At 59.5% G+C, this 12,733-nt stretch carries 13 protein-coding genes; 10 read left to right on the top strand and 3 right to left on the bottom strand.

Translation table 11 applies throughout. The annotated features are described in order from the left end of the window. The 7 genes from ACIOU6_RS21650 to ACIOU6_RS21680 form a co-directional block, all read left to right on the top strand. Positions 1–418, top strand: a 418-nt coding sequence (locus ACIOU6_RS21650) for a peptide chain release factor-like protein (RefSeq protein ID WP_401138842.1), incomplete at its 5' end; no start/stop codon positions are given. A gap of 71 nt (positions 419–489) precedes the next feature. Then, entirely contained in the window at positions 490–1,992 is a 1,503-nt protein-coding gene (gene lysS / locus ACIOU6_RS21655) for a lysine--tRNA ligase (protein ID WP_401138843.1), read from the top strand. Positions 1,993–2,097: 105 nt separating this feature from the next. Beyond that, complete coding sequence (locus ACIOU6_RS21660) at positions 2,098–2,811, top strand: TetR/AcrR family transcriptional regulator (protein WP_221733987.1); 714 nt, start codon at positions 2,098–2,100, stop codon at positions 2,809–2,811. A gap of 76 nt (positions 2,812–2,887) precedes the next feature. Beyond that, on the top strand, positions 2,888–3,442 hold the full coding sequence (locus ACIOU6_RS21665; protein ID WP_401138844.1) for a hypothetical protein: 555 nt from the start codon (positions 2,888–2,890) through the stop codon (positions 3,440–3,442). A 60-nt stretch (positions 3,443–3,502) separates the two neighbouring features. Next, positions 3,503–4,753 carry a flavohemoglobin expression-modulating QEGLA motif protein gene (locus ACIOU6_RS21670; protein WP_221733986.1) on the top strand — a complete coding sequence of 417 codons (1,251 nt, stop codon included), beginning with the start codon at positions 3,503–3,505 and terminating at the stop codon, positions 4,751–4,753. An 89-nt stretch (positions 4,754–4,842) separates the two neighbouring features. Next, positions 4,843–5,748 (top strand): alpha/beta hydrolase, encoded by a 906-nt coding sequence (locus ACIOU6_RS21675; protein ID WP_221733972.1) that lies wholly within the window; start codon positions 4,843–4,845, stop codon positions 5,746–5,748. Further along, complete coding sequence (locus ACIOU6_RS21680) at positions 5,745–6,074, top strand: hypothetical protein (protein ID WP_221733971.1); 330 nt, start codon at positions 5,745–5,747, stop codon at positions 6,072–6,074. Before ACIOU6_RS21675 ends, ACIOU6_RS21680 begins: the two co-directional genes overlap by 4 nt. A gap of 81 nt (positions 6,075–6,155) precedes the next feature. On the opposite strand, the gene ACIOU6_RS21685 is transcribed toward ACIOU6_RS21680, so the two are convergent. The 3 genes from ACIOU6_RS21685 to ACIOU6_RS21695 all read right to left on the bottom strand — a co-directional run bounded on the left by ACIOU6_RS21685 (position 6,156) and on the right by ACIOU6_RS21695 (position 8,128). Further along, positions 6,156–6,944 (bottom strand): OmpA family protein, encoded by a 789-nt coding sequence (locus ACIOU6_RS21685; RefSeq protein ID WP_401138845.1) that lies wholly within the window; start codon positions 6,942–6,944, stop codon positions 6,156–6,158. A 55-nt stretch (positions 6,945–6,999) separates the two neighbouring features. Then, positions 7,000–7,404: a DUF4398 domain-containing protein gene (locus tag ACIOU6_RS21690; RefSeq protein WP_221733969.1), complete on the bottom strand. Its 405-nt coding sequence runs from the start codon at positions 7,402–7,404 to the stop codon at positions 7,000–7,002. 379 nt (positions 7,405–7,783) lie between these two features. Next, complete coding sequence (locus tag ACIOU6_RS21695; RefSeq protein ID WP_221733968.1) at positions 7,784–8,128, bottom strand: pilin assembly protein; 345 nt, start codon at positions 8,126–8,128, stop codon at positions 7,784–7,786. A 214-nt stretch (positions 8,129–8,342) separates the two neighbouring features. On the opposite strand from ACIOU6_RS21695, the gene ppc reads away from it, so the two are divergent. The 3 genes from ppc to tsaB all read left to right on the top strand — a co-directional run bounded on the left by ppc (position 8,343) and on the right by tsaB (position 12,691). Next, entirely contained in the window at positions 8,343–10,973 is a 2,631-nt protein-coding gene (gene ppc / locus ACIOU6_RS21700) for a phosphoenolpyruvate carboxylase (protein ID WP_401138846.1), read from the top strand. A 300-nt stretch (positions 10,974–11,273) separates the two neighbouring features. Next, on the top strand, positions 11,274–11,921 hold the full coding sequence (gene adk, locus ACIOU6_RS21705) for an adenylate kinase (RefSeq protein ID WP_401138847.1): 648 nt from the start codon (positions 11,274–11,276) through the stop codon (positions 11,919–11,921). A gap of 95 nt (positions 11,922–12,016) precedes the next feature. Beyond that, complete coding sequence (gene tsaB, locus ACIOU6_RS21710) at positions 12,017–12,691, top strand: tRNA (adenosine(37)-N6)-threonylcarbamoyltransferase complex dimerization subunit type 1 TsaB (RefSeq protein ID WP_221733965.1); 675 nt, start codon at positions 12,017–12,019, stop codon at positions 12,689–12,691. The last annotated feature ends 42 nt before the right edge of the window (positions 12,692–12,733 follow it).

The raw sequence follows: 12,733 nt of genomic DNA on the forward strand, positions 1-12,733 counted from the left end.
AAACAAACTGCAAAACAAAAACAACAATGAAAAACTACTTAACAACACATATCTTACCAACTGTGCCACTGGTCAGAAAGTAAACAACACCGACTCGGCCGTACGTATTACTCACGTACCGACCAACACCGTGGTCAGTTGCCAGAACGAACGTTCCCAGCACGCCAACAAAGACACCGCCATGAAAATGCTGCGGGCCAAGTTGTACGAGCAGGAAATGCAGAAACGCAACGCGGCGTCCCAGGCGCTGGAAGACACCAAGTCCGATATCGGCTGGGGTCACCAGATCCGCTCCTACGTGCTTGACGCCTCGCGCATCAAGGACCTGCGGACCAACATCGAACGCAGCGACTGCGACAAGGTGCTCGATGGCGACATCGACGAATACCTGGAAGCCAGCCTGAAATCGGGGCTGTAAAGCCGTCAGCCCGACCTTAAGTCCCCCGTCAATGGCGGGGGCAACGAACCTGTGATGGAAAATTTAAAGACATGAGCGACCAACAACTCGATCCGCAAGCCCTGCAACAGGAAGAAAACTCCCTGATCGCCCTGCGCAAGGAAAAGCTTGCTGCCGAGCGCGCCAAGGGCAATGCCTTCCCGAACGACTTCCGCCGCGAAAACTACTGCGAAGAACTGCAGAAGCAATACGCGGACAAGACCAAGGAAGAGCTGGCAGAGGCTGCAATCCCGGTCAAGGTTGCCGGTCGTATCATGCTCAACCGTGGCTCGTTCATGGTGATCCAGGACATGACCGGTCGCATTCAGGTCTACGTCAACCGCAAGACGCTGTCCGAAGAAACCCTGGCCGCGGTGAAAACCTGGGACATGGGCGACATCATTGCCGCTGTTGGCACCCTGGCCCGTTCCGGCAAGGGTGACCTGTACGTTGAAATGACCGACGTGCGCCTGCTGACCAAGTCGCTGCGCCCGTTGCCGGACAAGCACCACGGCCTGACCGACACCGAGCAGCGCTATCGTCAGCGTTACGTTGACCTGATCGTCAACGAAGAAGTGCGCCAGACCTTCCGCGTACGTTCGCAAGTGATCGCGCACATCCGCAGCTTCCTGATGAAGCGCGACTTCCTCGAAGTCGAAACGCCGATGCTGCAGACCATTCCTGGCGGCGCAGCGGCCAAGCCGTTCGAAACCCACCACAACGCGCTGGACATGGAAATGTTCCTGCGTATCGCCCCGGAGCTGTACCTCAAGCGTCTGGTGGTTGGCGGTTTTGAAAAGGTGTTCGAGATCAACCGCAACTTCCGTAACGAAGGCGTTTCGACGCGTCACAACCCGGAATTCACCATGTTGGAGTTCTACCAGGCGTACGCCGACTACGAAGACAACATGGACCTGACCGAAGAGCTGTTCCGCGAACTGGCGCAACTGGTGCTGGGCAGCACTGACGTGCCGTACGGTGAAAAGGTGTTCCACTTCGGCGAACCGTTCGTGCGTCTGTCGGTATTCGACTCGATCCTCAAGTACAACCCTGAGCTGAGCGCCGATGACCTGAACGACATCGACAAGGCGCGCGCCATTGCCAAGAAGGCCGGCGCCAAGGTGCTGGGCTTCGAAGGTCTGGGCAAGCTGCAGGTGATGATTTTCGAAGAACTGGTCGAGCACAAACTCGAGCAGCCGCACTTCATCACTCAGTATCCGTTCGAAGTGTCGCCGCTGGCCCGTCGCAACGACGACAACCCGAACGTCACCGACCGTTTCGAGCTGTTCATCGGTGGCCGTGAAATCGCCAACGCCTACTCCGAGTTGAACGACGCCGAAGACCAGGCCGAGCGCTTCATGGCGCAGGTGGCCGACAAGGACGCCGGCGACGACGAAGCCATGCATTACGACGCCGACTTCGTTCGTGCGCTCGAGTACGGCATGCCGCCAACGGCCGGTGAAGGGATCGGCATTGATCGTCTGGTGATGTTGCTGACCAACTCGCCGTCGATTCGCGATGTGATCCTGTTCCCGCACATGCGACCGCAAGCGTAAACGTTTCAGTTAAAAAGCCGCCTAAAACAGGCGGCTTTTTATTGCCCGTCTGGTACAAATGTATCAATTGGTTACTTTTGACATAGCAGAGGAAGTGCTGTCGTGATGGTTGCAATCGCTCAAGAAGGTGCAGCGGGTATCGCCACTGCGGTCGCTGAAAGTGTTCAGTACCAGGGCCGCAAGGCCAGCCGACAGGGCAGTGAACAGCGTCGACAGGTCATTCTCGACGCGGCGATGCGCATTGTTGTGCGTGATGGCGTGCGTGCCGTGCGCCACCGTGCGGTAGCGGCCGAGGCCGGTGTGCCGCTGTCGGCCACCACGTATTACTTCAAGGACATCGATGACCTGCTCACCGATACCTTCGCCCAATACGTCGAACGCAGCGCGGCCTATATGGCCAAATTGTGGGTCAACAACGAAGGTCTGCTGCGTGAGATGGTCGTCAGTGGCGATGGCAGCCCGGAGTCGCGTTCGCAACTGGCCGACAATATTGCGCGGCTGATGACCGATTATGTCCATCGGCAACTGGTCAACCGTCGCGAGCATTTGATGGCCGAGCAGGCGTTCCGTCAGGAAGCGTTGCTTAACCCGCGCCTGGCCATTCTGGTGCGATCCCATCAGCAGATTTTGCTGCAGGGTACCTGCCAGTTGTTTCAGGTACTGGGCTCGCGGGAACCGCAGCAGGATGCCAAGGTGTTGACGGCGATTATCGGACGGATGGAATATCAGGGCCTGCTCAACGAAGCCGAGCCTTTGGCCGAGCAGGAGATGCTCGACATTCTGACGCGGTATATGCATTTGGTGCTGGCGTCGGTGTAACCCTCTGAGGCAATCATAATTCCCACGGGGGACTGTGGCGATCTTCAGGGCCGTGATTGTTCATAGGGAGTATTGAATGAAAGCCTGGCGTGGTGTGCTGATCGCCTTGTCGTTCCTGTTGCTCAGTGGCTGTCTGGTGACTTTCAAGGCGCCTCTGGCCAGCAGTGACCCGGCGCCCAAGGGCTTGCTCGGCAAATGGTCGAGCACCAATGCCTGGGGCGAGCCGATGAGCCTTGAGCTGACGCGTGTCGGCAGCAACCGTTATCAGGCTGTCACTTGGTTGAAGGCCAAGCCCCGTGAGCGCGAAGCCTATCCTTTCACGGTGTCCCGTCATGGCAATCGCTGGTATCTGTCAGCGAAAGTACCGGCGCGGTTCGGCAGCCACTACACCATCGCCGGGTTCGAACTCACCGACAAACACGAACTGGTGGTCTACAGCCTCGATCTCGAGCAGATCAACCAAGCGATCAAAGAAAAAGCCCTCGACGGACAGGCCTTCCAGACCGACGATGGCGACGGCGCGCAAGTCGATAGCCCACTCGACAAGGTCTTTGCTTACCTCGACGATCCGGCCAATTCCGATGTGTTCGTCGAGGCTGCGCGTTATCAGCGCCAGCGCGCGGGCAAATAATTCAGTACGTCACGTTTTCTACAGGAGTTTCGGGTGGACGATTACCAGCAGACGATACGCATGTTGTCCGATCGCATTGTGCTGGCGCAGACGCCGATTCGCGTGCTCGATGCGGTCAAGTGGGACGAGAACGTGCGCAAGGGCTTCCTCAAGGCCAAGGGCAAGGAAATGCCTGCGGTGGATCGCGACTACTACCTCAATCGGCCACTGACCTTCGATTCGAGCAAGGTCAAACTGGAATTCCAGAACATCGAGCGCGACATCACCCGCCAGCTCGGCCAGTTCAACCCGGTCGGGCAGATCATGCGCCGCATGTGCAAGGAATACCGCATGGTGGTGCGCATGCTCGAAGCGCGCGGCACCGAGGATTTCGGTCTGATCTCGCAGGAACTTTACGGCGCCGCCTCGGATGCCTTCCACGCCGGCGACCCGACCCTGGCCGACCTCGGCCTGATGATGTCCGACTATTTGAACAACATCGATGGCCGTGGCGACCTGAAGGACGAACCTAAAATCCTCACCGCCAAGGACGCCGTGCACCTGCTGCAAACGCGCTTGAACAAGGTGTTCGGCGAGGCCGAGGAAACCATCCGCGTGTTCGAGTCCGACGGCATCGTCGCCGACGCGGCGGCGGGGGCCGACTACATCAAGATCCGTACCGATGCGATGTTTAACGACCGCGACGTACGTGCGCTGGAGGTTCACGAAGGCCTGGTGCACGTCGGCACCACGCTCAACGGTTTGAACCAGCCGATCTGCACCTTCCTGTCCAAGGGGCCGCCCTCGTCCACGGTGACCCAGGAAGGCCTGGCGATCCTGATGGAAATCATCACCTTTGCCTCCTACCCGAGTCGTTTGCGCAAACTGACCAACCGCACCCGCGCCATCCACATGGTCGAGGAGGGCGCGGACTTCTTGCAGGTGTTCGAGTTCTTCCGCGAGCAGGGCTTTGAAATGGCGGAAAGCTACGGCAACGCCAGTCGGGTTTTCCGAGGTTCGACACCGACTGGTCTGCCATTCACCAAAGACTTGTCCTACCTCAAGGGCTTTATCATGGTTTACAACTACATTCAGTTGGCCGTGCGTAAGGGCAAGCTTGAGCAGATTCCGTTGCTGTTCTGCGGCAAGACCACGCTGGAGGACATGCGCACGATGCGCCAATTGGTGGATGAGGGATTGGTGGTGGCGCCGAAGTATTTGCCGGACCAGTTCCGCGACTTGAACGCGTTGTCGGCGTGGATGTGCTTCTCCAACTTCCTCAACCATTTGAGCCTGGACCGGATCGAAGCGGATTACTCCAACATCCTTTGAACCAACACAAAACCTTTGTAGGAGTGAGCAGGCTCACTCCTACAGTTTTCAATCGTGTACCAACCCGAATTTTCGCGAGGTTTCACCGGATGAGAATCCTCGGCATCTTTTGCCTGCTCCTGACCCTCGGCGGTTGCAGTTCGCTGTTGTTCTACCCGGAACCCGGTCAGGTCTTCACCCCGGAAAAAGCCAAACTCCAATACCGCACCGTCACGCTGGTGACGGCTGATGGCCTCAAGCTCAATGCCTGGTGGCTGCCGGCCAAGCCCGGCGTAGACGTCAAAGGCACGGTGCTGCATCTGCACGGCAACGGCGGCAATCTGCCGATGCACCTGGGCGGGAGTTGGTGGTTGCCGAAAAACGGCTATCAGGTATTGCTGGTCGACTATCGCGGCTACGGCCTGTCTGAGGGCGAGCCGAGCCTGCCGGCGATCTATCAGGATATCGACGCCGCGTTCGCCTGGCTGGACAAAGCGCCTGAGGTCCAAGGCAAGCCGCTGGTCCTGCTCGGTCAAAGCCTTGGCGGTTCGATGGCCGTGCATTGGCTGGTACAGCATCCTGAGCGGCAGAAACAGCTCAAGGCCCTGGTGCTCGACGGTGTGCCTGCCAGCTATCGAAGCGTCGGCCAATATGCGCTCAGTACCTCGTGGCTGACCTGGCCGTTCCAGGTGCCGCTGTCGTGGCTGGTGCCGGACGGCGACAGTGCGATCCACTCGATGCCGCAACTCAACGGCGTGCCGAAACTGATGTTCCACAGCATCGACGATCCGCTGGTGCCGCTTTCCAATGGCATCCGTCTGTATCAAGCGGCGCCGCCGCCGCGCGTTCTGCAGTTGACCCGTGGCGGCCATGTGCAGACGTTCGGCGATCCGGTGTGGCGTCAGGTGATGCTGCGCTATCTAGACGATCCCGAGCATTTCAACGGCCTGCGCCGTCTCGGCGAAATCCCCAATTACCCGCCACCCCCGAATTCTGAAAACGAGAGTCCGCAATGAGTGAAGAACGCAACGCTATCCCGCTGATCATCACCGGTATCTGCAGCATCCTCGGCACCGTGGGTGCCCTGTGGTACTACGGCTACCTGCACTTCGCCAAACCCGAGGATGCGTTGCTGCTCAACGAATTCACCATGCTCAAGACCGTGCCGGGCGAGGACTACAAAGTCTCGCTGGACCCGGCGGCGCAAGTGGCGCAGTGCATTGATGGGGTACTGGTGCTGTTCGATACCGAGCAGAAAGGTTTGACCGGTGTGCTGATCAACGGCCAGAAGAAAGCGGTGCGTTGCATGGGGCAGGAAACACCGCAAAAACTCGAGCAATAACCCGAGCAAGCCTGCCACCCAAAACCAACAAAAAGCCCCGCCTGATCACTCAGGCGGGGCTTTTGCGTTACTGCTTACAGCTTAGTTGGAGCTGACAGCCGAACGTGGCATGACCGGCTGGTTGTCGTTGGAGATAGTCACTTCCACACGACGGTTCATCGCACGTCCCGATACGCTGCCGTTATCGGCTACCGGATATTCCTGGCCGTAACCCTGAACCACGATGCGCGCAGGATCTACGCCCATCTTGATCAGTGCGACCTGTACCGACGTCGCACGACGCTCGGACAGCGACTGGTTGTACGACGCGGCGCCAGTGCTGTCGGTGTAACCCTCGACGATCACTTTGCGATCATTGTTTTGCTGGAGGAACTGCGCCAGTTTGTTGATGTTCACCAGACCGCTGGATTTCAGGTCAGCCTTGTTGGTGGCAAACAGCACGTCACCGAAGGTCACCAGCGTACCGCGATCGGTCTGCTTGGCGTTCAGGCTTTGCTGCAGCTGTTTGATCTGCTGGTCACGAGCATCCAGACGCGCTTGGGCACGTTGGGCTGCCGCGTTCTTCAGATTGTTCTCAGCGGTACGCAGGGCGATGGTCTGCTTGGCCACTTCCACGCGCTGGTTGGTCAGGTAAGCCAGTTGATCGACCTTGGACGCATCTTGCTTGTCCATGTAAGCCTTGTCAGCCTTGTCCAGGTAATCGCTGGCATCTTTGGTTTCCAGGGCTGCGACTTTGCTCGCTTGCGGGTTGGCTTGCAGGCCGGCGTAGTTGGTGCGCGCGTGTTCCAGATTCGGGTTCGGCGGGGTAGAGCAGGCAGCCAGGGCAACGCTTGCGGCCAGGAGAGCGGGGATCATCAGTTGCTTACGCATAGTTTTTCGTCCTTTCTATCGATAAGAGTTTCAGCTTTGCAGTCGGGATGCGCGCTTATTGCACGGTGCGCTGACTTTCCTGACGCAGTTCCTGAATACCTTTCTGGGAATCCTTCACCGCCCGCTCGGCTTTCATGGCCTGAGCCTTGCGTTCGGCGACACGAGCGTCCCACTCGGCCTGCTCGGCGAGGACGCGGGCTTCGTCATACTTCTTATCGTGCATGGCGATTTCGGCTTGTTTGAGTTTGTCCTGCGCTTGCTTCATCTCCACAGCAGCGAATTCAGTACCACCGGCGCTCACCGCACTGTTCACGGCGGATTGGGTCACGGCGTATTGCTCGCTCGGTGGATTGCCTGCGCAACCGGCCAGCACGAAGCTGGTGCCGATGGCCAGAGCAGCCAGTTTCAGACCGCGCAAGTGAGAGAACGAGGTTTGGGTCTTCATGGTCTTCAACTCCATTGTTTAACTCCTGATAAAACCGAAAATCCATCCTGGTCGAGGAGCCGCAAGCGTCATGTGACAGCGCGTTTTTGAAACGCTCGTTCCAGGCGTGGTTACAGGTTCCGACCGGAGACGTTTTTCAAAAGTTCAGAAAAGATGGCCTATCGCCAAAAAAAATGCTGACCGAATGGACAGGGCTCTAAAACGGGAACTTTGGCGATTTTGAGTGGTACGCGCGGGAGTTTTTGCAGCCCGAAAACATACCCTGCCCAAGGGAGCGATTCGGTCAATGTGGGCGCGTGCTTGCTCGCGAAAGCCTCGATTCAGTCGACAGGAATGCCGGCTGTAAGAGCACGTTCGTGAGCAAGCCCGCGCCCACCGTTTGATCTACGTCCGATCAATGTTTTTGCTTGTTTTCAGCGGACGACAAGTCCTGCAAATGCCTGCGTGAGAGGGCGAGAAAGCGCGGGGTCGGCCCGACGTCTTCGTACAGCGGATCGCCTTCCTCGTCAGTCGCGACCACGGTTGAGCCTTTCACATAGGGCAGGCTCGTTTCGAACTCCTCAAGCGCGGCGCCAAGCAGTTCGCCAAGCAGTTCTTCGGGGTGGCGTTTGGGGTACATCTCGGCAATTGCCGCCAGGCGGGCGGCGGCCTCGACGTCCAGATGAATCGTGTAGCCCGTGTCGGTCATACGACCTTTGGCGTTTTCTTCCCAATGCTGGGCGAGTTCACGGATTTTCATAAAGACCTCATGTCGCACCTGATCAAAGCAGGCCAGGGGGGAGTGTCCGGCGGGGCCGGCGGCAAGCCGTTGTGCGGCTCAGTGTTGAGACTAGCTTTCGGCCACAAGGTTTAAAGTCCCTTCGTCGCCTGCTTGTAAGAAGCGGCGCAGAGCGGCACTCTCTAGGTCATGCACTCGTTTCTAAGCCGTCCGGATTACTGCTGGAGAACTGCTGATGACTGATATTGATGCACGCTTGCGCGAGGATGTTCACCTGCTCGGAGAGCTGTTGGGCAATACCATTCGAGACCAGTATGGCGAGGATTTTCTCGACAAGATCGAGCAGATCCGCAAGGGTGCCAAGGCCGACCGGGGAGGCTCCACGGACGCTGAACTCAGCGCCAGCCTCAATCAATTGAGCGAAGACGAATTGCTCCCCGTGGCGCGGGCGTTCAACCAGTTCCTGAACCTGGCGAACATTGCCGAGCAGTATCAGTTGATTCATCGCCGTGAAGAGTCGCAGCCTGCGCCGTTCGAATCCCGTGTCTTGCCCGAATTGCTTGCGCGCCTGCGCAACGAAGGCCACAGCGCCGAATCGCTGGCCCGGCAACTGGCGAGGCTGGAAATCGAATTGGTGCTGACCGCGCACCCGACCGAAGTCGCCCGCCGCACGCTGATCCAGAAGTACGACGCGATTGCCGCGCAACTCGCCGCTCAGGATCACCGTGACCTGACCACGGCCGAGCGCGAGCATATCCAGAACACCCTGCAACGGCTGATCGCTGAAGCCTGGCACACCGAAGAAATCCGCCGCACGCGCCCGACGCCGGTCGACGAAGCCAAGTGGGGCTTTGCAGTGATCGAGCACTCGCTGTGGCAGGCGATTCCCAACCACATGCGCAAGGCTGATCAGGCGCTGCACGCGGCTACCGGCCTGCGTTTGCCGCTTGAAGCCGCACCGATTCGATTCGCGTCCTGGATGGGCGGCGACCGCGACGGCAACCCCAACGTTACGGCTGCGGTGACTCGCGAAGTGTTGCTGCTGGCGCGCTGGATGGCGGCGGATTTGTACCTGCGCGATGTCGATCACCTGGCGGCCGAGTTGTCGATGCAGCAGGCCAGCGATGCGCTGAAAGCCAAGGCCGGCGACAGCGCCGAGCCGTATCGTGCGGTGCTCAAGCAATTGCGCGAACGTCTGCGTGCCACCCGCAACTGGGCGCATGCGTCGCTGACGGCGGCGACACCGGCGCCTGCCGATGTGCTGCACAACAACCGCGATCTGCTTGACCCGCTGGAGTTGTGCTTCAACTCGTTGCATGAGTGCGGCATGGGCGTGATCGCCGACGGGCCGCTGCTCGATTGCCTGCGCCGGGCCGTAACCTTCGGCCTGTTTTTGGTGCGCCTGGATGTGCGTCAGGACTCGTCGCGGCACAGTTCGGCCATGACTGAAATCACCGACTATCTTGGGCTCGGTCGTTATGAAGACTGGGACGAAGAGCAGCGCATCACCTTCCTGACCCGCGAGCTGAGCAATCGTCGGCCGTTGCTGCCGGCGCATTTCAAACCGTCCGCCGACACCGCGGAAGTGCTCGCCACTTGCAAGGAAATTGCCGCCGCACCGGGCGCCTCGCTGGGATCCTATGTGATCTCGATGGCCGGCGCTGCGTCCGATGTGCTCGCCGTACAATTGCTGCTCAAAGAGTCCGGCGTGTTGCGGCCGATGCGCGTCGTGCCGTTGTTCGAAACCCTGGCTGACCTCGATAACGCCGGGCCGGTGATGGAGCGTCTGTTGCTGCTGCCGGGTTATCGCGCGCGGCTGCAAGGCCCGCAGGAAGTAATGATCGGTTACTCCGACTCGGCCAAGGACGCCGGCACGACGGCGGCGGCCTGGGCGCAATACCGCGCGCAGGAGCGGCTGGTGGACATTTGCCGCGAGCAGCAAGTCGAACTGCTGTTGTTCCACGGTCGTGGCGGCACCGTGGGACGTGGCGGTGGCCCGGCGCACGCGGCGATTCTGTCGCAGCCACCGGGATCGGTCGCGGGGCGTTTCCGCACCACCGAGCAGGGCGAAATGATTCGTTTCAAATTCGGTCTGCCGGACATTGCCGAACAAAACCTCAATCTGTATCTCGCCGCTGTGCTCGAAGCCACGTTGCTACCACCGCCGCCGCCAACGCCTCAATGGCGCCATCTGATGGATGAACTGGCGGCCGACGGCGTCAGCGCTTATCGCAACGTCGTGCGCGAGAATCCGCAGTTCGTCGAGTATTTCCGTCAGTCCACGCCGGAGCAGGAATTGGGCCGGTTGCCGCTCGGCAGTCGTCCGGCCAAGCGCCGTGCTGGCGGTATTGAAAGCCTGCGGGCGATCCCGTGGATCTTCGGCTGGACGCAAACGCGCTTGATGCTGCCGGCCTGGCTCGGCTGGGAATCGGCGCTGAGCAAGGCACTGGAACGCGGCGAGGGCGAGTTGCTGGGGCAGATGCGCGAACAGTGGCCGTTCTTCCGTACGCGTATCGACATGTTGGAAATGGTCCTGGCCAAGGCTGACGCCGATATTGCGCTGTCCTACGACGAGCGTCTGGTCGAGCCGGAGTTGCTGCCGTTGGGTGCGCACTTACGCGACCTATTGTCGCAGGCGTGCTCGGTGGTGCTTGGGTTGACCGGTCAGTCGCAGTTGCTGGCACACAGTCCGGACACCCTTGAATTCATCCGTCTGCGCAACACCTATCTCGACCCGCTACATCTATTACAAGCCGAATTGCTGGCTCGTTCGCGACAGCAGAATGTCGAGCAGGGCAGCCCGGTGGAACAGGCGTTACTGGTGTCTGTGGCGGGCATTGCCGCCGGTTTGCGTAATACCGGCTAAGGTTTTTGCCATGGCATGCGGTGCCCGGAGTCAACGCCGGGTGCCGCTTCGCACGCTGAGGAAAGTGCCGCCAAGCGACAGTAAATGACGGGGTTGCGACTTGGGTCACCGCGTCGCGAGGTCGCGGCAGGCGCGGGTTTCTCCGACTTTTGGCGTCTTGTGTGGGCGCAGCCTGCTGTGTATCTTGATCAGCCTTTGGCCGTTTCTGCGGCCACGACCCGTATTTTTCAGGAATCGTCCCATGCGGCGAGTCCTTTGTTTTGTAAAAGCTTTTTATAAAAAAATTGAGGAGCACATCTAATGCGCGTCATTCTGCTGGGAGCTCCCGGGGCCGGTAAAGGTACTCAGGCTAAGTTCATCACCGAAAAATTCGGCATTCCACAAATCTCCACCGGTGACATGCTGCGTGCAGCGGTCAAGGCCGGCACTCCACTGGGCGTTCAAGCCAAAAGCATCATGGATGCCGGCGGCCTGGTGTCGGATGATCTGATCATCGCACTGGTTCAGGATCGTATCGCGCAACCTGACTGCGCCAACGGCTTCCTGTTCGACGGTTTCCCGCGCACCATTCCGCAGGCCGAAGCCCTGGTTTCTGCTGGCGTCGAGTTGGACGCAGTGGTTGAAATCGCCGTTGAAGACGAAGAAATCGTTCAGCGTATCGCCGGACGTCGTGTTCACGAAGCCAGCGGCCGGGTGTATCACATCGTCTACAACCCGCCGAAAATCGCTGGCAAAGACGACATCACCGGCGAAGAGCTGGTACAGCGCAAGGACGACACCGAAGAAACCGTGCGTCATCGCCTGTCGGTCTACCATTCGCAGACCAAGCCGCTGGTGGATTTCTACCAGAAGCTGTCGGCTGCCAACGGCAAGCCGAAGTGCAGCCACATCCCGGGCGTTGGTTCGGTAGAAGCAATCACCGCCAAGGTGCTTGAAGCGCTGAGCTGAAAAAGCTGATTAGCTGCATCATCCACGGCCCGCTTGCGGGCCGTAGTTGTTTATACTGACGCACTTTTTCCCCCACCCCTGTTTTGGATACATCGATGAGCACCTTGCTGGCCCTGGACACCGCGACTGAAGCTTGCTCCGTTGCCTTGCTGCATGACGGCAAGGTCACGAGCCATTACGAGGTGATTCCGCGCCTGCACGCGCAAAAGCTGCTGCCGATGATCCAGCAATTGCTGGCCGATGCCGGTACGACGTTGCAAGCGGTGGATGCCATTGCGTTTGGCCGTGGGCCAGGTGCGTTTACCGGTGTGCGGATTGCCATCGGTGTGGTGCAGGGCTTGGCGTTCGCGCTGGATCGCCCTGTGCTGCCGGTGTCCAACCTGGCCGTGTTGGCGCAACGTGCTTTTCGCGAGCAGGGTGTGAGCCAGGTTGCAGCGGCGATCGATGCGCGCATGGACGAAGTGTATTGGGGCTGCTATCGCGAGACGGCGGGGGAGATGCGTCTGGTCGGCGCCGAAGCGGTTCTGCCGCCGGAAGTCGCGGCGCTGCCGGTCGATGCCAGTGGCGAATGGTTCGGTGCCGGCACTGGCTGGGGCTATGGCGAGCGTATCGCAGTGAATCTGACCGGTTCAGACGCGGGCATGCTGCCCCACGCCGAAGACCTGTTGACCTTGGCACGCTTCGCTTGGGAGCGCGGCGAAACGATTCCGGCCGATGATGCGCAGCCGGTTTACCTGCGCGATAAAGTGGCCACCCCCAAGGCCCGCTGATTCACCCAAAAACCTGTGGGAGCGAGCAAGCTTGCTCCCACA

Source organism: Pseudomonas sp. NPDC087615, from assembly GCF_044743445.1.
Taxonomy (GTDB): domain Bacteria; phylum Pseudomonadota; class Gammaproteobacteria; order Pseudomonadales; family Pseudomonadaceae; genus Aquipseudomonas; species Aquipseudomonas baetica_A.

Coding starts and splice junctions, on each gene's coding strand:
- lysS (WP_401138843.1), top strand. CDS start 490: ATGAGCGACCAACAACTCGATCCGCAAGCCCTGCAACAGGAAGAAAAC.
- ACIOU6_RS21660 (WP_221733987.1), top strand. CDS start 2,098: ATGGTTGCAATCGCTCAAGAAGGTGCAGCGGGTATCGCCACTGCGGTC.
- ACIOU6_RS21665 (WP_401138844.1), top strand. CDS start 2,888: ATGAAAGCCTGGCGTGGTGTGCTGATCGCCTTGTCGTTCCTGTTGCTC.
- ACIOU6_RS21670 (WP_221733986.1), top strand. CDS start 3,503: ATGTTGTCCGATCGCATTGTGCTGGCGCAGACGCCGATTCGCGTGCTC.
- ACIOU6_RS21675 (WP_221733972.1), top strand. CDS start 4,843: ATGAGAATCCTCGGCATCTTTTGCCTGCTCCTGACCCTCGGCGGTTGC.
- ACIOU6_RS21680 (WP_221733971.1), top strand. CDS start 5,745: ATGAGTGAAGAACGCAACGCTATCCCGCTGATCATCACCGGTATCTGC.
- ACIOU6_RS21685 (WP_401138845.1), bottom strand. CDS start 6,944: ATGCGTAAGCAACTGATGATCCCCGCTCTCCTGGCCGCAAGCGTTGCC.
- ACIOU6_RS21690 (WP_221733969.1), bottom strand. CDS start 7,404: ATGGAGTTGAAGACCATGAAGACCCAAACCTCGTTCTCTCACTTGCGC.
- ACIOU6_RS21695 (WP_221733968.1), bottom strand. CDS start 8,128: ATGAAAATCCGTGAACTCGCCCAGCATTGGGAAGAAAACGCCAAAGGT.
- ppc (WP_401138846.1), top strand. CDS start 8,343: ATGACTGATATTGATGCACGCTTGCGCGAGGATGTTCACCTGCTCGGA.
- adk (WP_401138847.1), top strand. CDS start 11,274: ATGCGCGTCATTCTGCTGGGAGCTCCCGGGGCCGGTAAAGGTACTCAG.
- tsaB (WP_221733965.1), top strand. CDS start 12,017: ATGAGCACCTTGCTGGCCCTGGACACCGCGACTGAAGCTTGCTCCGTT.